Genomic DNA, 21,932 nt, shown 5'->3' with positions numbered 1-21,932 from the left:
GAACATTTCAGAGGGAGTAGACATGAACACACTTGCAGGACACCAGGATGTCGTCGCCGGTATCGACGGATCCGAGGCCTCGACGGCGGCCGCCCGGTGGGCGGCCTCCGTCGCGAACGCGGTGAACTCACGACTGATTCTGGCGCACGCCCTGCCGCAAGAGGGCCCGATCTACAGTCCCGCTGCAGTGATGTTGCAGTCACAGTTCCTCAGCCAGATCCGCGAAGACGGCGAAGCGATCGTCGATGCCGCCGCCGCGGTGATTTCGGCCGAATTCCCGGAGCTGAACATCGAATCCGAGATCGCGCCAGGGCCGGCGTCGACGCATATCCTCGAATCCTCGGGTACCGCACGCCTGATCGTGATGGGGTCGACCGGATCGGGTGCACTGCGCTCACGGCTGCTCGGATCGACCGCACTGAAGGTGGCCAATCATGCAACCTGTCCGGTCACCGTGTGGCGTGGTTCGGCGGAGAACCCCGGTCCGGATCAGCGTCCCGTCATCGTCGGAGTCGACGGAAGCGCGTTGAGCAAGAAGGCCGTCGAGTACGCGTTTCGTTATGCCGATCAGTTCGACGCGCCGCTCATCGCGGTCCACACCTGGCAGGGCTCGTCCACCTTCCGCGAAGGCGGAGCGGGAATCCTGATCGACTGGGAGGCTGTCGAGCAGGAGGAATCGGCGCTACTGGCGGAAAATCTAGCCGGTATGGCCGACCAGTACCCGGACGTGCCGGTCACCCGCATCAGTGAACCCGGTGCCGCTGCTCCCGTCATGCTCAAATACGCCGACGACGCACAGTTGATAGTTGTCGGAAGTCACGGCCGCAGTGCGATGGCGGGCGCCGTGATGGGCTCCACCAGCCAGAATCTGCTGCACCATGCGCCAGGGCCGGTCATGATCTGTCGCGCCTGAATTGCTGTGCGCCTTTATTAACCCCCGCGGTTAATAAAGGCGCACAGCAGGGGTCAGGCGAGACCCGTGCCCACCAACTGACCTACTCCGTACGTCACGGCCATCGCCAGCGCGCCGCCGATCACCACGCGTAGCACCGCTCTGGTCTTGCGAGCTCCGCCGAGCGTCGCGCTGATCGTCCCGGTCAGCGCAAGTGCGATCAGCACCGCGAAAAATGCGATAGGGACGCGGATTCCTGTCGGCGGCACCAGAATTGCGACCAACGGAATCGCCGCGCCGATCGTGAACGAGATTGCCGACGAAATCGCTGCATGCCACGGATTGGTGAGATCGTCTGGATCGATACCCAATTCGACTTCTACGTGCGCCGCGAAAGCGTCGTGCTCGGTTAATTCTTCGGCGACGCGGCGGGCCGTCTCCGGACTCAATCCCTTGTTCTCGTAGATCTCGGTCAGTTCCTGAAGTTCAGCCTCCGGGGTCTCGAGGAGTTCCTTCTTCTCCTTCTGCAGGAGTGCGCGTTCGGTGTCTCGCTGAGCGCTGACCGAGACGTACTCACCCAGCGCCATGGACACAGCGCCGGCAACCAGACCAGCAAAACCGGCTGTGAAGATTGCTGAGCGCTCGGTTGTGGCTGCCGCAACACCGACCACGAGGCCTGCGGTCGAGACGATTCCGTCGTTTGCACCCAGAACACCTGCACGCAGCCAGTTCAGGCGATTGTTCAAACTCGGTGCGTGAGGTTCCGATTCCCCACCGGGCGCCCCGTCGGTCAACTGCACACTGTCTCCGGACATGGCAACAGATTAGGACGATCAGTCCGGTTGCGATAGCAATCTGAGCCTGTCCTTCGCGCACTGATATATTCCGATTGGCACCCCAACCAAGCATTTGTTAGTTTTGAAATCGGCAGACATCTGGAGGCATTGTGAGCGCAGTACGCACCGCTTTTGTCAGCGGCGGAACCGGTGGAATCGGGTCGGCGATCGCCCTGACCCTTGCCGAACGCGGACACGACGTCGCCTTCACCTACCGAAACAACAAGGGCGCTGCCGAGCAACTGAGCGAGCAGATTCGAGCGCATGGCGTGCGCGCCCACTCGTACGCTCTCGACTTGACCGACGAGTTGTCGATCAGCGCCGCCGTCAACGATGCGGTCGATGATCTGGGCACATTGACGACGCTGGTCCACGCTGCGGGACCGCACGTCCCGATGACGCACCTCTCACGTGTGACGCCGGCGTTCTTCACCGAACAACTCAACCAGGAGGCCGCGGCGTTCTTCACCCTCGTCCACACCGCCCTGCCTGCGCTGCGTGCATCCTCGGGTTCGGTGGTGGCGGTGACAACCGCGGCAACGGATCGCTTTCCCGTGCGCGACGGACTCTCCGCAGGCACCAAAGGGGCTGTCGAACAACTTGTTCGCGGATTCGCCGCAGAGGAAGGACGCTACGGCGTCCGGTTCAACGCTGTCGGACCAGGCATGTTGACGGACGGAATGGCGGAGCGCCTGATCAGCTCCGCCGAACTCGACCAGGGCGCGCTCGACGTGACAATGAGCCGAATCCCGTTGAAGCGCTTCGGATCAGCTGCCGACATCGCCGAAGCAGTATGTTTCCTCGCAAGCGACGCGGCCGGATTCATCAGCGGCCAGAAGCTCAACGTCGACGGTGGCTACACCGTCTGAGCGCTATCCGCCCAACTTGCGAAAGACCAGTCGCACGGCAAGTTCCAGGTGCGCCATCACCTCGTCCGTCGTCATCCGGCCCGCAACCCACGAGACGAGACTCGACATCCAGACGTCGTCGATCACCTTCACCGCGTCCAACTGCTGCTGCGAGACCTCCTCGACACCGATCGCCTTCGCGAACATCTCGGTCACGACCCCACCGAGCGCGTTGAGTTCCGGAGTCGCCGACGCGTCCGCGAACATGTACGCCCGAACCAACGCTTCGTAACGGAGGTGATCGGTCTCGAGGACTTCCGTATTCTTGCGCAGCACAAACAGAATCCGGTCCGACGGAGTCTCGCCCGGGATTACAAAGTCCTGGAATCTGTCACGCAAACCCTCGAACATCCACAACAATGCGACGACGAGCATGTGGTTCTTGGACGGGAAATACCGGTAAACAGTGCCGATCGCGACGCCGGCGCGATCGGCGACCGATCGCATCTGCACCGCGTCGTAGCCGCCTTCGGAGGCGGATTCCATTGCGGCGTCGACAATCCGGCGAAAACGCGCTCGCTGCGACGGCGTCGTACGACGTCCGGTCACCGAGCTACGTTCGACCACCGACTGGTCTGCCTTGTCGCCACCTGCCATGTCCACAACCCTTTTTAGACGTCGTTTTGCCGACTCCCAATGTAGCCGCCCAACGCAATTGTCGGGTGCATGACTGCCCGCTTCCGAACTGCCCGCCAGTGGAACTGGCCCAGATCAGGAAGCGCGCCGCGGCCGATCGGATCGGCCGCGTCTACGTGGATCTTCCGACCAGTCGCGAGAGGGTGCGCGTCGGCCCGGAGCTGGAGTCCGGCGTCTGTCGGGTTGTGGTGCCCGTCGTTCCGGTCGGCGTTGCCCAGTTGGAGCAGGCTGGGCGCGGCGAGCTGGCGGCCTCCGTCGATCGGTCTGTGGCTTCTTGGCAATGCCGAACCGAGGCTTGCCGAAGACCAGCGGTATCCAGCCGCGACCGCTGCTCTCGGCCGAGGCGACAGCCTCGGGCTCACGGAAGGCTGCGTGCGCGATGAGCCCGAACATCAGCAGGGTGGTGATCATCGACGTTCCGCCCGCCGAGATGAGCGGTAGTTGCAGACCGGTCACCGGAATCAGGCCGACGACGTAGGCGATGTTGATGAACGCCTGCACGACGATCAACGTCGTTGCCGTCGCTGTCATGACTTTGAGGAACGGATCAGTGGACCGTTTCGCGATCCGCAGCCCGACGATCAGAACCGCGGCAAAGAGAGCGACGACGATCAGCGCGCCGACCAGACCCAACTCTTCACCGATCACGGCAAAAATGAAGTCGTTGTGCGCCTGCGGGAGATAGCTCCATTTGGCGTCGGACTGTCCTAGACCGCGACCGAAGATGCCTCCGTTCGCCAGTGCGTACTTGGCCTGAGTGCTCTGGAAGTTCAAACCCTGCGGGTCGAGATCAGGATTGAGGAAAGCCTTGATGCGATCCGAGCGGTAACCAGCCGTAAGCCCGAGCACGAGAAATGCGACTGCGGAACCGAGTGTGAGGCTGATGAATGTCTTCATCCGGAACAGCCCGAACCACAGCACCGACATGAAGATGATGCCGATGGTGATGGTGGTTCCGAGGTCCTTCTCCAACACCACCAGAACCAGAACCAGCAACGTCGTACCGCCGATCACCGGCAGCGCGCGGTTGACGTCCATCCGCGCCTTCATGAACGACGCAACCGTCGCTGCGGACCAGATCGCCAGAGCAAGTTTGGCCAGCTCCGACGGCTGGAAGGAAATGCCCGCGATCACAAACCAGCTGCGAGCACCCATTTGTTCCGAGCCGATACCTGGAATCAGCACCAGGACAAGCAGAACAAGACACAGGATCAGCAGCCACGGGGACGCTCTACGCATCGTTTCGGTCGGCAACCGCACGACTGCCACGAACATCACCAAGCCGATCGCCGCGAACATGCACTGGGGCCAGAATCTGGCATAGGACGTCCCGGACAACACATAGGATTCGACGCCCGAAGACGACAGCACCATCAGCAGTCCGAACGCGACGATCAGCACGACCAGACCGACGATCATATGGAAATCGAACAGAGGCCGATTGGTCCACATCGCCGTTCGAGCGCGGAAGGGTGTCGATGTGCGGTCACGTTTGTCCGACGATCCACGGGGTGAGTTAACTGGCTCTCCACTCCCGCGACCGTTGGGCTTGTCTTCACTGCGACCGGTCACCACACAAGTATCGTCCCACGACTCCTAACCCATGGGTAACACAAGTCCCATGAGTCACACGGGCTCGGCCTCCCGAGGTCCATGTAGACCCACGAAATACCAGGTCACGTCCTTCGCCGGCGTCGGTCTGCCACCGCCCCCGCCAACGAGAGCGTCAACATGACCACGCAGACGGCAAGCGCGATCCCGAACGCACGTCCATATCCGTCGGGCGAGCATCCGAGTACACCGAGATACAACCCCGATACCGCGGCCAGCGAGATGGTCGCTGACAGGCGCTGAGACAGTTGAAGGAAACCCGCCGCAACACCGTTCGCGCCCGGCGGTGCATATTCGAGAGTCAGCACCCGATTGGGCGCGTCGACCAAACCGCTGGCAACTCCCGACAACACCGCCAGGACCACCAGCACCGGGATCAGATGTTCCCGAGGAATCAGATTGACCGCTGCGATGTAGCCGAGGATGACAAGGATCTCGCCGACGATGGCAAAAACCACCGCACTTCGGCCGAACCTGGCAACCAGCCGCCATCCGAAAGCCGACGTCAATGCCATCGCGAGTGAGCTACCGGTCATGATCAACGCCGCACTCAGCGGGGCGAAGCCCAAACCCTCGATCAGATAGAGGCTGAGCACCGCGTTGACGGCGAGGATGGATCCGAACCAGAAGAGTGCAACCGTCGTACCCAACCGGAAGCCCCTCGAGGCGATCAACGACGGAAGCAGTACCGGCGTCCCGCCGCGCTCGGCGTACCGACGTTCCCAGAACCAGAAGGCAACGGCAGCGCCGAACGCACCGATCAGGAAAGCCGCAGCCACAGTGACACTGGTTCGGGTCACGATGGGCCACAACAGGAGCCCGGTCGTAGTCGCCAGCAGACACAGCCCAACCGGATCGATCGATGCGCCCGATCGGGTAGTTCGATCACGGCGCAGAAAGCGAAACGCCAGAATCAGTGTGATCAGAGCAAACGGCACGTTGAGAACGAGAAGCAACCGCCATCCGAAGTCGGCGTCGGAATACTTCAGCAGAACGCCACCGAGGATCGGTCCGGAAACGCCGGCCAGACCACCCGCGGTGCTGTACGCGCCTAACGCCTTCGCCCGAGCCTTTCCGGACACCCGGTCGGTGATGATGCCGAGCACCTGCGAACTGATGGTGCCTGCGCCGATCCCTTGCCCAAGACGAGCCAACACGATCATCGACGGATCCGACGCACATGCCCCGAGGATTCCCATCACAGCGAAAATGCTCAGCCCCGCCAAGAACAAGCGTCGACGCCCGACGACGTCACCGAGTCGGCCCGCCGGCACAAGGGCCAAGCCGAAAGTCAGCGAATAGCTCGCAAGGATCCACTGCACCTCGGAGGTCGACGCGCCCAGCGACGCCCGGATCGACGGAACCCCGATTCCGAGCACCGCCGAATCGAGAAGAGTGGTGAAGCCCGCGGCTACGCAGACGATGATCTCCCAGCGGACGGCCGAATCGAGCTTGGTGGATTCGGCCGCCGCTGTGACCGTGTGGGACAGGACCCGTTACCCCGCAGCTTCAGACGCGGCCCGACGCGTGAGCGGCGGTCGCAACCCCAAGTGCTCTCGCAGCGTCGACGTGGAGTACTCGGTGCGGTACGCCCCACGCTCCTGCAGTTCCGGGATCAACCAGTCGACGATCTCGTCGAGCCCGGTCGGCACCAGGTACGGCGAGATGTTGAAGCCGTCCGAAGCTCCGTTGCGCACCCAATGGACCAACTGATCTGCGACCTGCCCCGGAGTGCCCGCAAAACCCGAACGCTGCGAGGTCTCGATAGCGACCTGACGTAGGGACAGATTCTTTGCCTCGGCAAGAGCACGCCATTCACGTGCGATCGCAATGGGGTCGTTGCCGTCCCGCGCGGAACCGCGCGTCTCCGAAACCGGGCGGGCAACCGGATCTTCCTCGGGGAGTGGACCGTCGGGGTCTCGATCGGAAAGGTCCTTACCCCACACCAGTCCGACGAGAGAGAGGGCAGTCTGACCGGTGAACTGGCCTTCGAGGACCCACCGTGCCTTCTCCTCGACTTCGGACTCGTTCTCCGCCAACACGATCTGCGTGCTGGGCAAGATCTTGACGTCGTCCTCCGGTCGCCCGGCTTTACGCAACCGAGCCCGAATGTCGTCGGCGAAGTCGAGCGCGCCGTCGAAATGAGTCCCGTGTCGCGAGAAGATGACGTCGGCATGGGTCGCCGCGAAATCGCGTCCACTCGGGGAATCACCCGCTTGGAAGATGACCGGATGCCCCTGGCGGCTTCGGGGAAGCGTCGGCGTCACGGAGATGTCGAACTGTGAAGTCTGCCTGCGCACGTCGCCGACGGCACCCGGAGTAGACCAGTTCTCGGACGTGCGAGAATCCGAGATCGCGTCGTCGGCCCACGAATCCCACAGTGCCCGTGCAGTTTCGATGAACTGCCCGGCACGCTCGTAACGCAGGGCGTGGTCGAGGAAACCACCGCGACGGAAATTCTCTCCCGTCCACCCGTTGTCGGTGGTCACCGCATTCCAGCCGGCCCGTCCGTCGGAAAGTAGATCGAGGCCGGAGAGTCGACGGGCGAGGTCGGCCGGTTCGTTGTACGTGGTGTTCTGTGTCGCGACCAGCCCGATCTTGTCGGTGATACCGGCGAGGGCGGCCAACTGCGCAATGGCGTCGGGGCGGCCGGCGATATCCAGATCGAGAATCTTGCCGTTCTGCTCGCGAAGACGAAGGCCCTCACCGAGGAAGAAGGCGTCGAACAGACCTCGCTCGGCGGTGAGTACCAACCGCCGAAACGTCTCGAAGTCGATCTGGGATCCGCTCGAGGAATCGGACCAGATGGTGGTGTGGTTGACCCCTTGGAAGAAGACGCCGAAGTGAACGTGTGCGTCGGGTCGAGGTACGGCGGAGCGTGATGCAGTCATGGCCGAAATATCCTTAGCGCGAAGTCAAGTCAGGAGGAGTGGGCGAATCGATTTGAGGGCCGCTGCAGGCCGAGGTTGCCCCTCAGAGTCGATCCCGGAACCGGGCGTCGCGTCAACCCGGCCTTGGACAGCGTCGGAAGCACGAATTTGGCCAGCACCGGAAGGTCCTCGTCGATCACGAGAGCATGGAAATGAACACCGTCGAGGTGTCCGGCCAATTCCTTCAGAACCACGGCCGCTTCCCCCGGATCTGCAGCCAGGAGCAGTCGGCCGGTGACGACGGCATTCCCGTACGAGTTCAGCTCGGTCCTCCGCTGCGCCGCAGACAGATTCGGCGTATCGAATGCCACATCGACCTCGGCGACCACCAATGACGCGCCCTCATCGCGCGCCTTGGCAGCCGACTGTGCAATGGTCTCCACCGAATCACCCGAAACGAGAACAACATCCGACTGGCGTGGATCGATTTCGCCGTAGCGGCCGAACACCACCAACTGGCCTTGAGGCGGCCGCGGAACGATTGCCGGCCCCTTCACCGAGAACGTGTCGCCCTCGAAATTGACGTAATGCAGACGATCACGTTCGAGGAAACGCCCACTGAGATAGTCACGAACGACGGCGTCGTCCTCCCACGAGTCCCAGAGATCGGTCACAACGGTGACCGAATCCCGCTGCTCTTGCTGACGCGCCGACTCCGTTGTTACCGGAGCCCTCCCCCACGCCCTCGCCGCGGCATCGTCTTCGACCGGAACAGCAAGCCAGCCGCCACGCCCACGCGAGGAGTAGTCCAACGTCGCCAATTGCGAGGACGTATGAAACGGTTCGGCGTACGTGGTCCCGACGACGGGGACCAGCCCGATCGTGCTGGTTGTCGCCGCCACGTACGACGCCCTCGAGACGGCATCGATGCGGCCGACGACGTCACCACTCGGTGGGAGGATGGAATCGTCGAACGTCGCGAACATGAAGCCGGCATTCTCGGCAGCCGCGACGCGATCGCGCACGGCTTTGCCCGTGAGCAGCTGGTCCGGGCGGTGTGAGCTTCGGCGCCAGGCAGCGGGGTGAGTGCCCTCGCCGTCCAGTTCGATACCCACGGCAAATACAGTCATGTGTCCTCCATCGGTCCTGGCGGTAGCACCCACACTGCGGTTAGGTAGCGGGTTGCTGCGGCATCATCGAGCCAGGTCTCTCAGCCACTCTGGATGGTGGATGCAATCTATGCGGGCCACGCTGGGCAAGTCAAATCACGCTTGTCGAATCATATTGACCTACAACATATTTCAATACAATCATCCTGATCGAAAGGGTTGCGCAACGCTAGCCGACGTAGACACGAAAGAGCCCCGCCCGACTCGCGTCGGACGGAGCTCTCGGTGTGCGCTGGAACGCTACTTCGCGCCCATCCATGCCTGATCGAACAGCATGATGCCGGTTGCAGTCGGAACCACACCGTGCACGTTCTTCTGCCAAGCCCAGAACGACGTGAGCCCGCCGATCGGCGCCGACGGAACCGTCTCGTTCCACAGCGTCTGAATTTTGCCGATGATCGCCAGGGTCGACGAATTGTCCTTGGCCTGTTGTAGATCTGCGATCAGCTGATCCATCGCCGGGTTCGCATATCCAGCAGTATTCGCCATCGAGGTGCTGTTGGTCGTGGAGAACAATCCGAGATCGAGAATCGACTCGTACATTCCGATGCCCGCGTGCGCGAGGTCGAAATCGTGCTTGACGTAGACGTTCTGCACGATGTCGCCGGCGTTGTTGGCCAAGATCAAGTTCACCTCGAACCCGACGGCCTGCAACAGTGACTGCACGGCGAGGCCGATCGCGTGGTCCTTCGGCTCACTGAGAACGACGTAGTCGAGGCTGCCGTCGTACCCGTCTGCCTTCGCCTGATTCAGAAGTTCCTTCGACTTTTCGGGGTCGTAGGCAATACCCGGTGTGTCTACATGCCATTGAGACGTCGGACCGAACAACTCCGAGCCCGGCAGTCCCTCACCGTTTTCCACTCGCTGATCGATCAACGTGGTGTCGAGCGCGTAGCCGATAGCCTGACGGACGCGAACATCCGAGCCCGGTCGGCCCTCACGGTTGTTGACAATCTCGGCACTACCGGCATTGAGCACGTCGATGTAGCCGGGGTAGCCAGCGGACTTGGCGGAATTGATCGCCGACGTGAGGCCGCGAATGTAGGCGACATCGAGCTGACCGCTGTTCAATGATTCGAGATTGGCCTGCGGACCGTTGAGCGCAACCATCCGCAACTTGTCCAGCTTGGGGGCGCCGCCGTAGTAGGACGGGTTGGCCTTGAAGATTCGCTCGACGCTCGGTGTGAAGACATCTTCGGTGAAGGGTCCGGCTCCGATGGCGGTGAACTTGTCGCCCTGCTGCGAACTCGGGGCGACGATCATCCCGTGCCCGAGAGCGAGCATCGACGGAAAACGCATCCACGGCGTCTTCAGCTTGAATTCCACCGTCGTCGGACCGCTTGCCTGCGCCGATTCCACCGAAGCCAGCCACAGTTCGGCGCCATTGCCCTTGCCCGCGTTGTACCGATCGATGCTCGCGATCACGGCGTTGGCGTCGAGGGTGGTGCCGTCACTGAACTTCACACCGTCGCGAAGTTTCAGCGTCCAGGTGGCTCCGTCGTCAGCTGTCTCGAGCGATTCAGCCAACTTGGGCTCGAACTCGCCGCTCGCAGTGTCGTAACTCATCAGGACGTCGTACACAGCAGCGAAGGCCTCACCGCCGGAACCGCCGCGCGCGGCCGTCTTCGTCGGGTCGAGTGAGGGAACGAGCACCTGTACGCCGTACGTCATGGTCCCGCCGGCCACCGCAGTTCCCGGATCAGGCTGCTCGTTGACCATGCCGGTCACGACGTCCGCCGACGCGGTCGTCGTATCGGTCCCGCTGTCGTCACCGTTGCTCGCGCAGCCCACCAACAGAACCCCGGTGCCGAACAATGCGACGGCGACCCGGCTGACTTTCCCGATGCGCCAAGATCTCGAGTGCGACACGGAGATTCCACCTCACTTTCAGTAGACGCAGCCACGGATCGGCCGCAATCGGCTAATAGTGATGTCCTCTGTGGAGTGACGCCCAGCACGTTCCCGGTGACCGGAAACATCCACGGAGACAAAGGATGCGCATAACTGAGATGATCGGGCCGAGTGGTTGACGGCGACTGACATCCGAATACGAAAAAGCTCCAACCTTATGTTCGAAGAACATGAGATTGGAGCTTGTCGATAAGAATTATGGTGGCCAGGGCCGGGATCGAACCGGCGACCTTCCGCTTTTCAGGCGGACGCTCGTACCAACTGAGCTACCTGGCCGGACGGCACCCGAACCGAATGCCTATCGCATTGCTTTGTTCTCAACCGATTGATTGAGAACAAAGCTTTGCGACCCTGACGGGACTCGAACCCGCGACCTCCGCCGTGACAGGGCGGCGCGCTAACCAACTGCGCCACAGGGCCTTGCTTTTTCCTTGCTGTGAAACCGTACTACATCTTCGAGCCGCTCCCAAACCACTGTCCTGGCCTGGCATTTGTGCATCTCAAAGCGTGTCGTGCGGGTCAAACCATACTGCATCGTTTCGCTTTCGCAAAACGTACCCCCTACGGGATTCGAACCCGCGCTACCGCCTTGAAAGGGCGGCGTCCTAGGCCGCTAGACGAAGGGGGCCCGCCGGATCTCTCCGAACTAGTACCCCAACGGCGTTCCGTTGGGAGCTTGGATAGCTTATGGCACGGCATTCGGAAATCACAAATCGCCTGTTCACGGGCAGAAAAGTGCACTATTCAGTGCCAGGGAACTCGACTTGGGGCCACCCGTCACGATGGAACGTCTCCAACCACTGCGGCGTAGCCATGGCTTCGAGGACTACTTCGAGAGACTCCTCGAACCACTCGCCCAGATCTCCACTGGAGGCAATCAGGTCTGCCATGTACCGCTGGCCGGCAAGGCTCGCTGCCAGTACACGCGTGAATTTGTCCGGGTCGGCGTCTTCTCGGAGCAAACCGTCGTCCTTGGCACGCAATGCCAACTCATAGGCGGTCTTTCCCCAGACCTGCCCACCACCGGACTGCACATCCTTGTAGAACTCGGGCTCGATGATCAGCCGGAATTCCGCCTGCACGATCACCTCGGCACGGAAGACCTCGGCAATGTCGAGCACGAGACCGCGCAAAGCGACGAATGGATCGAGGTCTGTTCTCTTGGCCCAACGATCAGTAATTCCAGTGAAGGTTTCGATAGCCGAGGTCAGAACCGCTCGCGCCAACTCTTCCTTGGACTGGAAATGGAAATACATGGCGCCTTTGGTGGCGCGGGAGCCCTCGAGGATCGTGTTCACCGACGCAGCTGCATAGCCGCGCTTGGCGAATTCGACTGCAGCCGCTTCGACCAGGGCGGCGCGGGTACGCCGCGCACGCTCTTGTTGACGTGCCATTTACGGTGTTGTGCCTCTCGCAGAGTTGGTACGCAGAGCCGCCGTGATCGGCGCCTGTCATCCCCCGAAACTTCACAATATCCCCTCCAACACACCCTACGTAAGGACTAGAGCCATACCCGCCAAAAGTACTAGACGCAATCGGCTGTTCAGGGGACAAGAACCGACTTTATGCCCAAAAGACACCAAGTGGTATGGTTTTGGCCGCTCGGGTGCGCCGCAGGGGGTGCGCATCCGAGCTTTTTCGTGCCCGAGATTCTGATAATTCGACCTCGCAGACGGAACTGCTTCGCCGACCGATGGACAGCAGTCCCAAGGTTTTAAACAACTAGTGCAATTGTTTATTCCCCCTTTTCCGTCGAAACCGTGCTGGCAGCATCGAAATAACACAGTTAGACTGTCTAAATGAACGTTGGAGAGGGTCGCAGCAAGGCTCGAGACGAGATCGACGTACTTTGGGACGATCTGGGTGCCTTCGTCCGACGTCTACGCACCAAACGCAACGACCACAAGCTCACGCCGAGCCAGATCCAGGCCCTCGGCCACCTCGACCGACAAGGTCCGTCGACCGCCAAAGAGTTGGCAAAATTCGAGCGCGTCACACCGCAATCAATCGCAAAGACCGTGGCCGCGCTCGAAGAACAGGGCATGGTGACGCGAAGGGCGGATCCATCGGACGGCCGCGCGGTCTTGGTCACGATGACCGAACTCGGCACATCGACCCTTCACGAAGACCGAACGAAACGAACAGAGTGGCTGGCCGAGGTCATCGACGCCGAGTGCACCGAAGCCGAGCGTGACTTGCTTCTGATCGCCGGCCGAATCCTGCGCAGACTAGGCCAGGGCGAGTCCCCAGCATCGACATCGATATCAGAGGAGTCACTGATGAACTCGTGACCACCGTCGTCGAAACGCCGACCCCCCAAACTCCCGTTCCACTGAAACTGAGTCTTGCTCTCGGCTCCGGAACCGTTCTTCAAGCGCTGAACTCGTCGATGATTGCCGTGGCAATCGTCCCGATCGCCACATACTTCGGTTCCAGTTCAGGCACAGCGTGGGTCATCTCGGCCCTCTACATCGCGACTGCGGTCACGGCGCCGGCGGCTGGTCGACTCGGATCGATCCTCGGCGCCAAACGCGTCTACCTCGCCGGATTGGGCCTGATCGCTGCCGGATCGATCCTCGGCTCGCTCGCCCCGTCGCTGGGCTGGCTGATCGCCGCACGAATCCTGCTCGGAATCGGCACGGCGACACAGTATCCGAACGCAATGACCGTCATCCGCGAATACGCTGACCGCCACCGGACTCAAACCCGTTCAGCTATAGCAACACTCACCATTTGCGCTCAATCGGTCGTCGCGCTGGGGCCCACTCTCGGCGGGTTGTTGGTCGGCACACTCGGTTGGCAATCGATCATGTGGGTGAACCTCCCACTTGTCGTCGTCACTGCCGTATGGGTCTTCTTCGCCGCCCCTAGCGACTCCGCCCTGCCCGACCGGGCCGGCGCCGCTGCGTTGTTCAAGTCTCTCGACCCACTCGGTATCACCCTGTTTCTGGCTCTGACGACATCGACGATGCTCTTTCTCCTCTCTCTCGCCGAGCACGCGAAGTGGTACCTCGTCCCGTCGACGGCCCTCTTCGCGTTCCTGTTCGTCTGGTGGGAACGTCGAACGGCCTCGGCGTTCATCGACGTCCGCGCCGTCGTCCGAAACCGCGCACTGAGCATGACTCTCGGCCGGACCCTGCTGACTTACACAGCGTTCTACTGCATCTTCTTCGGACTCCCCCAGTGGCTACAGGTAGCCCGCGGAATGTCACCGATCAGCGCCGGGCTCTTCATGCTGCCCGTCGCTGCGGTCGGGATCTTCGCGACCATGTCCGCGTCCAGGGTGTACGGGAAATTCGGCGCACGGATCACCCTCCTGATCGGCACCGCCGCGTTGGCTGTCGGCGGGATTCTGATCGCCTTTGTCGAATCGAGTTCGACTCCCCTTGTGGCACTCCTGCTGATTGCGGCGATCCTGGGCATTCCCAACGGCTTCAACAACATGGGAAACCAGAACCTGATCAACTCGGTGACCACCTCCGCCGACGTCGGAACTGCGATCGGTCTGTACCGAACAATCCAGTACATCGGCGCCAACCTTGCGGCCGTCGTCATCGAGTTGACCATGCGCGGAACCATCGACGACGCGGGTCTGCATCGCACTGGCGGGACCATCGCCGTCATCGGAATTGCCCTTCTGGTGGGGGTGGTGTTTTCACGGACTCTGCGGTCCCGTTAGACTCTGCGCCGCGCCCCTATAGCTCAGTTGGTAGAGCTACGGACTTTTAATCCGCAGGTCGTAGGTTCGAGTCCTACTGGGGGCACAAATGCAGACCCGGCGCCTCATTCGGAGGCGCCGGGTCTTGTGCATTCGTGCCACATCGATTCGTGCCACATGAATGCATCAGCAGGTCATCGAAGCAGGAACTCGAGGGTCACGCGCTCGAATGCCTCCTTGGCTTCGATCATCACCCAGTGCCCGCAGTTCGGAAATACATGCAGTTCGGCGTTCGGAATCAGTCGCATCGGAATCATCGGCATGTCCGGTGGACACTGCCGATCATCGAGTCCCCATGTCAGCAAGGTCGGGCATTGCACCTTGTGCATCATCGACCAGTACGGCGGCACATCCGAGTTGGACATCATCTGCTGCTGAGCGGCAAAGGCTTTGGATCCGTACATCGCGGTCAATGCCTGGTGCGAGGCCGGATCGTTGGCCGTTTGCCATCGTTCCTCGATCCGCTCCTCGGTGATCACGGATCTGTCGTAAACCATGCACTCGAGCCAGCGAACCAACTTCTCACGGCTGGGAGCGTCGGCGAACTACTGGAGGAGACGCGTACCTTCGCTCGGGTTCTGACTGAAGATGTTCGGGCCCACGCCTCCGATGGTGACCAATCTGCGGACGCGGTCAGGGAACCTCATCGCGACGTTGACCCCGACAACTCCGCCCATCGAATTGCCGATCATCGCAGCGGATTCGATTCCCAGCGCATCCATGAATCGAACCACCGCCGAGGTTGCCGTGAGAACTGGATGACCGTCGACGGCATCGCTCACGCCGAACCCCGGGAACTCCAGGAGGTAGCAGTGGAAGTGCTTTGCGAACACCTCGAGGTTCCCCCGGTAATTCCGCCATCCACTCACGCCGATCCCGGAGCCGTGCAACAGGATCAACGGCGGACCATCGCCCGCCTCGTGATAGCGCAAAGTCCCCTTGTCAGTAGCGACTTCGCGTTTGGTCCCTTCGTAAGTCACGTCCATACCGCAAGATTAGAACGTGTTACAGATTTGCGACGGCTGATTGCGGAACTTCGCAATCACTGTCAGAAGCATCCCCCGCTGCCTCGACGCCCACTGCGATTCGTGGACTTCTGCTCGCTCGGTTTCGACTTCCCTGTCCCGGCCTTCACACACCGGTTGGGGCGCCGCACCTGCTCGAAGTGCCCGGCGCTCACCACATGACCGGCCACGCTGACCTTGACCGGCGCATCCGCGCGGGCGGTTCCGACTTGCGCCGATCCCAACGTCAGGGCGCAAGCAGCCACAACGACCAGCGCTACCTTCTTCGAGATCTTCATATGCACGGCCACTTCGACACGGGTCCACTCCAGATGCTGAACAGGTGCGCGCACCGAAGGAACACGCTCGGCGTCGACGATATTCAGTCAGGGTGGCCGGCCGCGATCCTTTTGCTCACCAGCATCTGAACAGTCGACGACAAAAGTTTTGGCGGCACGTCAACATCCCGAGGGCGTCAACGAGCCGACGCCCAACGTACGCACCGTTACTGAGAAATCCGTAAATCCGGGCAACCACACAGCGACGGGCGTGGACGTTCGCGTTTGGACTCGCTAAGCCACAATCAAACGCCGAACCGCCTCGACTGCCGCCTCCCGACGTCGAGGGATGGAACGAGACGACTTGAGCGCGAGCATCCGGGCGATATCCGTGATCAGCAGGATCAACTCCGTGGGATTCCACGCGGGGTCGATGTGCCCCTCGAGCTGCCCCTTGCGGATTTCCGCAACTTTAGGCCGGAAGGTCTTGCTTCGTATGTCGTCCTCGCTCATGACGTCCGGCGCTTCGAGATCCGCCCATTGCTGCAATCGGGCGTTCTCGGGATGGGCAACGTAGTTGTCGAAGAGGCGACCTGCATAGCCCGGCAAGTCGTCACCTCGAAGTGCTGTCTCCGCTGTTGTTTCGGACGTCCACTGTTCGGTCACGGCAGCGAACAACTCTTCCTTGCTTGCGAAGTACGCATAGAGACGGTCTTTGCTGGCACGCGCTTGCGCGGCGATCCGATTGATCCGCGCGCCGGCCAGCCCGTACGTGGCAAATTCGTCCTTTGCGGCCGCCAGAATGCGGTCCCTCGTAGCTTCCCCTGCTGAGCGCATGTTCACAGCCTAGAACGAATCGACCGTTGCCGAACCATCCGGTTCGGCGTAGCGTGCAGAGTTGACGAACAATTTGGTTCGCGAACAAGTCGTGCCACTTACCGTCAACTCGAGGAGAGACATGAATCTCGACGAAGCCCGAACTGCTTTCGCCCGGCTCCGTGCTGCGGAAAGTGGTGTATCACCAGCAGAACTCGACGAAGTGTGGGCCGCGCTGGAAACCGTCGCCGCCGAAGAAATCCTCGGCGAGTGGAAGGGTGACGACTTCGCCACCGGTCACCGTCTTCACGAAAAGCTGTTCGCGAGCCGTTGGTACGGCAAGACCTTCAACTCGGTCGAGGACGCCAAGCCGTTGATCTGCCGAGACGAAGACGGCAACCTCTACTCCGACGTCAAGAGCGGCAATGGCGAGGCAAGTCTGTGGAACATCGAGTTTCGTGGCGAAGTCACGGCGACGATGGTCTACGACGGCGCGCCGATCTTCGACCATTTCAAGAAAGTCGACGATTCGACGCTCATGGGCATCATGAACGGAAAATCGGCGTTGGTTCTCGACGGCGGACAGCACTACTACTTCCTGCTCGAGCGAGCGTGATTCGCGCCGAACAGAATTCGACGTCCGCCATGCAGATGACAGCGGCGCTCTCACACGGCCCGCACTCCCCCTTCACACTCGACACCGTCGAGATCGACGAACCCCGCGCAGACGAGATCCTGGTTCGCATCGTCGCGACCGGCCTGTGCCACACAGATCTGTTCACGAAGTCGGTGCTGCCGGAACGACTCGGCCCCTGCGTGTTCGGGCACGAAGGGGCGGGGGTGGTCGAGGCCGTCGGCTCGGCGATCGACAAGGTCGTGCCCGGCGATCACGTGTTGTTGAGCTATCGCAGTTGCGGTGCGTGCAGGCAATGTCTCAGCGGTCATCGGGCGTACTGCGAAAGCTCACACGCGCTCAACAGCTCTGGCGCACGCACCGACGGCTCGACGCCGATCCGGCGAGACGGAACCCCGCTACGGTCCGCCTTCTTCGGCCAGTCCAGCTTCGCGGAATACGTCATCGCCTCTGCCGACAACACCGTCGTCGTCGATCCTGCGGTGGACCTGACCGTCGCGGCTCCCCTCGGCTACGGATTTCAAACCGGCGCGGGTGCAGTGCTGAATCTACCTCGCCCCGAGCCCGACTCGACGTTTGCCGTTTTCGGGGCAGGCAGCGTCGGACTCGCAGCGCTGCTGGCGGCGAGGGCTGCCGGCGTTTCCACCCTGGTCGCCGTGGACCCCGTTGCGCAGCGGCGCGAACTCGCCGAGGAATTCGGCGCCGTCACTGTCGATCCGACCACCGAGGACGCGGTCGAAGCAGTACGCGCCGCCACCGACGGAGGTTCGACACATTCCCTCGACACCACCGGAATCGGCTCCGTGATCAATCAAGCCGTCACATCACTTCGAGCACGGGGAACACTGGCGGTAGTCGGACTCGGAGCGTCCACGGTCGAGATGAACATGGCCGACATCATGCTGAGCGGAAAGACAATTCGAGGATGCATCGAAGGAGAGTCGGAAGTCTCGACGTTCATCCCCGAACTCGTCGAGCTCTTCACTGGTGGCCGGTTTCCGATCGACCGCTTGGTGACGCGCTACGCCTTCTCCGACATCAACAAAGCCGTCGAAGATCAAGCGTCGGGGCGCGTCATCAAACCCGTTCTCGTGTGGTGAGGGGCGAAATGTCTCATTCGTCGACCCGACGGAATTCGCCCTAGACTGCGCTCCTGCACTAGACGTCGGAGCAAGGTGGGGACGATGACAGAACACACCAGTACGGGCGCGGGCCACGGCCGGGCCGTTATGCCGATCATCCGGATGCGCGCACGCAGCCGCGACGAGAACCATCGCGCATCGACACCACTCGAACTGTTCTTCGACCTGTGTTTCGTGGTTGCAGCCGCACAGGCCGGAGTTCAACTGGTGCATGCTGTTGCCGAGGGCCACTACGCCGACGGCATCGCCGGCTATATGTTCGTCTTCTTCGCGCTGTGGTGGGCGTGGGTGAACTTCACCTGGTTCGCGTCTGCCTACGACACGGACGACGTCCCCTACCGGGTCGCGACCTTCGTACAGATTTGTGGCGTGCTCGTCTTCGCCGCGGGAATCCCCGACGCATTCGACGGAACCGACCGTACGACGGCCATCGTCGGCTACCTCATCATGCGAATTGCGCTCACCTGCCAATGGCTTCGAGCCGCCAGCGGTGAATCCGGTGCAGCGCGAACCACTGCTCTGCAATATGCCGCCGGGCTCGTGATCGTCCAGGCCGGCTGGATCGTGCTGCTCCTGATGTCGGCGTCGGCGTGGATTCCGGGCTTCTTCGTTCTCATGATCGCCGAACTCGCGGTGCCGGCGATCGCCGAACGCAACCACCAGACGCCGTCGCACCCGCATCACATCGCCGAACGCTACGGCCTCTTCACCATCATCATGCTCGGCGAAACCATCGCTGCCGCGACCATCGCGGTCCAATCCGGCATCCGGGATTTCGACGCCGCCGATCTACTGATTCCGATTGCCGTCGGCGGAGTTCTGATCGTGTTCTCCGCGTTGTGGATCTACTTCGCCGTCCCGATCCACGAGTACCTCGCAGACCAGGGCAATCGCGCCGTCCTGTTGTGGGGATACGGGCACTACTTCGTATTCGGATCCGCTGCGGCCATCGGCGCCGGCATCGAAGTAGCCGTCGAGGAAGCAGTTGGCGAAGCGCACATTTCGACGTTCGCAGCATCTGCCGCGGTCACGATTCCGGCCGCGATGTTCCTGATCTTCGTGTGGCTCATGCATTCACGCCACTTCAAGCGCGACAGGATCGAGCAGGCCGTTCTACCGGTGAGCGCAATCCTGGTTCTCGCCTGCACATTTGCCGGACACTGGGCGGTCCCGCTCGCCGGACTGGTGGCGGCGGGAACCGTCGGAGTCGGTGTCGGCCTGAGTACTCGGTCGAAGAGCTGACTCAGATTTCCGGAGCCGGAGCCTCGCCCTTGCTCTGCGGCTCGTGCTGCTTGAGCTCACCGCGCATCTTGTCGAGATCCTTTCCACGCTTTTTGTACATGTAGCCGAGCGCGACAAGTCCAAGGAACAACGCAACGCCCAGGACGGCACCGACAACGGATGCTCCGCGGAATCCGGGGCCGTCGACGTCGAGGATCCGCTCGCCCGCATGCGCAGCGTTGTTGTTGCCGAGAACAACTGTCAGAGAGAGCAGATTCGGCAGCGCGAAGATCACACCCAACGCGAGAGCCGTGATCTGCATGATTCGAGCATGCTTGCGCTTGCGCACCTGCCAGACCGCCCGGAAGAAGATGAGCGGGACCAGGGTGCACACGAGACCGAACAGCAGCCCCCACGCGATTCCGGCGCTGAAACTGCCGTTCGCCAACGACGCAATGCGCTGCGCCCACCAACGCGGAAGGAAGGCGGCAAGGATGAAGTAAGCGATGACCAGGACCACCGCCATCACTGCGATCCCGATGGCCTTCTTCGCCCACGGCGGCATGCCCGGTTTTGCGGTGGCCGGTGAAGTTTCCGGTGTCGTCATGACAATTCCTCGTCTAGTCGGCGTCTGTACTGACGAATCTATCCGTTACGGGCGTTCCTCATCCGCATCGAGAACGATCCGGGCAAGCCGCTTCGGCGCAACGAGGGTGAACGAGGTGTAGATCCACTCCTCCAGTTGCGACCATTTCTCCTCGGAAACGTCGGTGCCGATGTCGAGTGCAACCCACCCGTGTCGACCGAGTCCGTAGCCCGCAGCACTTGCGCCTGGTTCGGTGGCCACCACCGCTTCGGCTTCCTCCTTGCTCAGCTTGACGGTCAAGGAGGTGGCTTCGAGGTTGCAGAACACGAAGTTCTTGCCGCGGACCCGGAACGTCGGGTGGCCGTCCCACGCTTCGATGTCGACGCGCTCCGCTTCCGGCAGCGACAGCGAGATCTCTTCGAGTCGACGCATGTTGTCGGGCATGGAGACGATTCTGCACGCCCGATACCGAGCTTGACACCCGCGACACAGCTAGGCTCGGCGACGACCGCGTCACCGAACTCCGAACACAGGGAGACTGGCATGCGCACGTTAGTTCATCTCGTTCTGCTCATTTGTGGAATCGCCGTTGCCGTCGGCTCGTTCATGTACGTACTGGCCGGGGTCAAACCCGACAACGTTCGCCTCGAGGACCTGCGGGACGGCTTTCCGGCCGGGTGGGCAATCGAGCAACTCGGCGATCAGTCCGTGACCTTCTACCGGTCGATGGCGATACTTCTGCTCGCCGCCGCCGTATTGATTCTGATCGCCGCATTGTTCGGTTCTCGCATCGCAGCATGGATCGGAATTATCGTGGGATTGGGGACTCTTGGCACGTTCTACTACCGCGTGAACGATCAGTTCGACAATGTCATCAGGGAAAACTACTCCACGATCCTGACAAATCAGACAGGATTCATTCTGACGGCCGGCGGACTGATTCTCGCTCTCCTAGCGTGCCTGGTCCCCCGCGAGAAGACCCGAGCCTGACCGCTCGGCAACCGGAGGGTTACCGTCGACGCCGACATTCACTAGTGTCTGCAACAGCCGGGTACTGACGAGTAGTACCCCAGAAGAGGTAGGGCATCAATGGCATCGCTTGACGACCTTCTATCCCAGATCCCCATCGACCAGATCGCGCAGCAACTCGGCGTCGACCAGGCAACTGCCGAATCGGCGGTCAAGACTGCACTTCCGACCCTCGTCGGTGGCCTCGGCGCCAACGCGCAGGATCCCGCCGGTGCAGCCTCGCTGGAAAGCGCGTTGCAGTCTCACGCCGACACCAGCCTTCTCGACGACGGCGTCGACATCAGCAAAGTCGACACCGCTGACGGTCAGAAGATCGTCTCGAACATCTTCGGCGGCAACACCGATCAGGTCGCCAGCGCACTGGGCGGTGTCGGTGGCGGCGGTGGAAACGATCTGGTGAAGCAGTTGCTGCCGATCCTCGCTCCCATCGTCCTGGCCTACCTCGCCAAGCAGTTCACCGGTGGCGGTGCCGGCGCGCAGACTCAGGCCTCCGGTGGCGGCGGGCTCGGGGATCTCCTCGGCGGAATTCTCGGCGGCGGCGGCAATTCCGGCGGCGGCATCGGCGGCGCACTCGGCGGCATCCTGGGTGGATCCGGTGGCGGCGGCCTCGGAGACCTGCTCGGCGGCCTCCTCGGCGGCGGCAAGAAGTAAGACGCTCGACAGAACGCACT

Annotated in this window: 21 protein-coding genes, 4 tRNA genes, 1 pseudogene and 1 riboswitch; of the genes and pseudogenes, 10 read left to right on the top strand and 16 right to left on the bottom strand. The window is 61.8% G+C overall.

The window, feature by feature from the left end; all coding sequences use genetic code 11:
• The first annotated feature begins 22 nt into the window (after window positions 1–22).
• Window positions 23–913 (top strand): universal stress protein, encoded by an 891-nt coding sequence (locus P3G66_RS03080; protein WP_003939884.1) that lies wholly within the window; start codon window positions 23–25, stop codon window positions 911–913.
• Between the two features lie 53 nt (window positions 914–966).
• Here P3G66_RS03080 and P3G66_RS03075 read toward each other — a convergent pair whose 3' ends face one another.
• Window positions 967–1,707, bottom strand: coding sequence for a VIT family protein (locus tag P3G66_RS03075; RefSeq protein WP_007733901.1), 741 nt, complete (start codon window positions 1,705–1,707; stop codon window positions 967–969).
• Window positions 1,708–1,838: 131 nt separating this feature from the next.
• Between P3G66_RS03075 and P3G66_RS03070 the strand changes: the two genes are divergently transcribed.
• A complete protein-coding gene (locus tag P3G66_RS03070) occupies window positions 1,839–2,597 on the top strand; it encodes an SDR family oxidoreductase (RefSeq protein WP_030535265.1) in 759 nt (252 codons plus the stop codon).
• A gap of 3 nt (window positions 2,598–2,600) precedes the next feature.
• On the opposite strand, the gene P3G66_RS03065 is transcribed toward P3G66_RS03070, so the two are convergent.
• The 10 genes from P3G66_RS03065 to P3G66_RS03020 all read right to left on the bottom strand — a co-directional run bounded on the left by P3G66_RS03065 (window position 2,601) and on the right by P3G66_RS03020 (window position 12,227).
• Window positions 2,601–3,233, bottom strand: a complete 633-nt coding sequence (locus P3G66_RS03065) for a TetR family transcriptional regulator (protein WP_007733896.1) — start codon at window positions 3,231–3,233, stop codon at window positions 2,601–2,603.
• A 114-nt stretch (window positions 3,234–3,347) separates the two neighbouring features.
• A complete protein-coding gene (gene ftsW, locus P3G66_RS03060; RefSeq protein ID WP_064687643.1) occupies window positions 3,348–4,724 on the bottom strand; it encodes a putative lipid II flippase FtsW in 1,377 nt (458 codons plus the stop codon).
• Window positions 4,725–4,948: 224 nt separating this feature from the next.
• Window positions 4,949–6,310: an MFS transporter gene (locus P3G66_RS03055; protein WP_192712357.1), complete on the bottom strand. Its 1,362-nt coding sequence runs from the start codon at window positions 6,308–6,310 to the stop codon at window positions 4,949–4,951.
• A gap of 69 nt (window positions 6,311–6,379) precedes the next feature.
• Window positions 6,380–7,774: an NtaA/DmoA family FMN-dependent monooxygenase gene (locus tag P3G66_RS03050; protein ID WP_276116156.1), complete on the bottom strand. Its 1,395-nt coding sequence runs from the start codon at window positions 7,772–7,774 to the stop codon at window positions 6,380–6,382.
• 29 nt (window positions 7,775–7,803) lie between these two features.
• Complete coding sequence (locus tag P3G66_RS03045) at window positions 7,804–8,883, bottom strand: LLM class flavin-dependent oxidoreductase (protein ID WP_042451366.1); 1,080 nt, start codon at window positions 8,881–8,883, stop codon at window positions 7,804–7,806.
• 4 nt (window positions 8,884–8,887) lie between these two features.
• Window positions 8,888–8,983: riboswitch (SAM riboswitch) on the bottom strand.
• 179 nt (window positions 8,984–9,162) lie between these two features.
• Window positions 9,163–10,791: an ABC transporter substrate-binding protein gene (locus P3G66_RS03040; RefSeq protein WP_276116155.1), complete on the bottom strand. Its 1,629-nt coding sequence runs from the start codon at window positions 10,789–10,791 to the stop codon at window positions 9,163–9,165.
• Between the two features lie 241 nt (window positions 10,792–11,032).
• A tRNA-Phe gene (locus P3G66_RS03035) sits at window positions 11,033–11,109 on the bottom strand.
• A 70-nt stretch (window positions 11,110–11,179) separates the two neighbouring features.
• Window positions 11,180–11,253, bottom strand: a tRNA-Asp gene (locus P3G66_RS03030).
• Window positions 11,254–11,388: 135 nt separating this feature from the next.
• Window positions 11,389–11,461: transfer RNA gene (locus P3G66_RS03025), tRNA-Glu, on the bottom strand.
• A gap of 112 nt (window positions 11,462–11,573) precedes the next feature.
• On the bottom strand, window positions 11,574–12,227 hold the full coding sequence (locus P3G66_RS03020) for a TetR family transcriptional regulator (RefSeq protein ID WP_276116154.1): 654 nt from the start codon (window positions 12,225–12,227) through the stop codon (window positions 11,574–11,576).
• A 405-nt stretch (window positions 12,228–12,632) separates the two neighbouring features.
• On the opposite strand from P3G66_RS03020, the gene P3G66_RS03015 reads away from it, so the two are divergent.
• The 3 genes from P3G66_RS03015 to P3G66_RS03005 all read left to right on the top strand — a co-directional run bounded on the left by P3G66_RS03015 (window position 12,633) and on the right by P3G66_RS03005 (window position 14,597).
• A complete protein-coding gene (locus P3G66_RS03015) occupies window positions 12,633–13,124 on the top strand; it encodes a MarR family transcriptional regulator (protein ID WP_007733882.1) in 492 nt (163 codons plus the stop codon).
• Window positions 13,121–14,512 (top strand): MFS transporter, encoded by a 1,392-nt coding sequence (locus P3G66_RS03010; protein ID WP_030535260.1) that lies wholly within the window; start codon window positions 13,121–13,123, stop codon window positions 14,510–14,512. Before P3G66_RS03015 ends, P3G66_RS03010 begins: the two co-directional genes overlap by 4 nt.
• A gap of 12 nt (window positions 14,513–14,524) precedes the next feature.
• Window positions 14,525–14,597 (top strand) — tRNA-Lys (locus P3G66_RS03005).
• A gap of 88 nt (window positions 14,598–14,685) precedes the next feature.
• Here P3G66_RS03005 and P3G66_RS03000 read toward each other — a convergent pair.
• From P3G66_RS03000 to P3G66_RS02990, 3 genes and pseudogenes are all read right to left on the bottom strand, one after another.
• A pseudogene (locus P3G66_RS03000) lies at window positions 14,686–15,537 on the bottom strand (alpha/beta fold hydrolase).
• Between the two features lie 62 nt (window positions 15,538–15,599).
• Window positions 15,600–15,908: a hypothetical protein gene (locus P3G66_RS02995; RefSeq protein WP_136470805.1), complete on the bottom strand. Its 309-nt coding sequence runs from the start codon at window positions 15,906–15,908 to the stop codon at window positions 15,600–15,602.
• 219 nt (window positions 15,909–16,127) lie between these two features.
• Window positions 16,128–16,670: a TetR family transcriptional regulator gene (locus tag P3G66_RS02990; protein ID WP_030535258.1), complete on the bottom strand. Its 543-nt coding sequence runs from the start codon at window positions 16,668–16,670 to the stop codon at window positions 16,128–16,130.
• 121 nt (window positions 16,671–16,791) lie between these two features.
• On the opposite strand from P3G66_RS02990, the gene P3G66_RS02985 reads away from it, so the two are divergent.
• The 3 genes from P3G66_RS02985 (at window position 16,792) to P3G66_RS02975 (ending at window position 19,667) form a co-directional block, all read left to right on the top strand.
• Window positions 16,792–17,265, top strand: a complete 474-nt coding sequence (locus P3G66_RS02985) for a DUF4334 domain-containing protein (protein WP_007733878.1) — start codon at window positions 16,792–16,794, stop codon at window positions 17,263–17,265.
• Between the two features lie 29 nt (window positions 17,266–17,294).
• A complete protein-coding gene (locus P3G66_RS02980; RefSeq protein ID WP_276116269.1) occupies window positions 17,295–18,383 on the top strand; it encodes an NAD(P)-dependent alcohol dehydrogenase in 1,089 nt (362 codons plus the stop codon).
• An 84-nt stretch (window positions 18,384–18,467) separates the two neighbouring features.
• Window positions 18,468–19,667 (top strand): low temperature requirement protein A, encoded by a 1,200-nt coding sequence (locus P3G66_RS02975; protein ID WP_276116153.1) that lies wholly within the window; start codon window positions 18,468–18,470, stop codon window positions 19,665–19,667.
• Window position 19,668: 1 nt separating this feature from the next.
• On the opposite strand, the gene P3G66_RS02970 is transcribed toward P3G66_RS02975, so the two are convergent.
• Window positions 19,669–20,253 (bottom strand): hypothetical protein, encoded by a 585-nt coding sequence (locus tag P3G66_RS02970; protein WP_003940111.1) that lies wholly within the window; start codon window positions 20,251–20,253, stop codon window positions 19,669–19,671.
• 45 nt (window positions 20,254–20,298) lie between these two features.
• Window positions 20,299–20,676 carry an MmcQ/YjbR family DNA-binding protein gene (locus tag P3G66_RS02965; RefSeq protein WP_020908916.1) on the bottom strand — a complete coding sequence of 126 codons (378 nt, stop codon included), beginning with the start codon at window positions 20,674–20,676 and terminating at the stop codon, window positions 20,299–20,301.
• A 99-nt stretch (window positions 20,677–20,775) separates the two neighbouring features.
• Between P3G66_RS02965 and P3G66_RS02960 the strand changes: the two genes are divergently transcribed.
• Both P3G66_RS02960 and P3G66_RS02955 read left to right on the top strand, forming a co-directional pair.
• Window positions 20,776–21,222: a hypothetical protein gene (locus tag P3G66_RS02960; RefSeq protein WP_003939955.1), complete on the top strand. Its 447-nt coding sequence runs from the start codon at window positions 20,776–20,778 to the stop codon at window positions 21,220–21,222.
• A 99-nt stretch (window positions 21,223–21,321) separates the two neighbouring features.
• Window positions 21,322–21,912, top strand: a complete 591-nt coding sequence (locus tag P3G66_RS02955; protein ID WP_003940105.1) for a DUF937 domain-containing protein — start codon at window positions 21,322–21,324, stop codon at window positions 21,910–21,912.
• Window positions 21,913–21,932 lie beyond the last annotated feature (20 nt).

The sequence above is a fragment of the Rhodococcus sp. C3V genome (genome assembly GCF_029269915.1).
Classification (GTDB): Bacteria; Actinomycetota; Actinomycetes; order Mycobacteriales; family Mycobacteriaceae; genus Rhodococcus_F; species Rhodococcus_F qingshengii.
The sequence above is the reverse complement of the archived record's forward strand: the minus strand, read 5'-3'. Positions and strand labels throughout refer to the sequence as shown.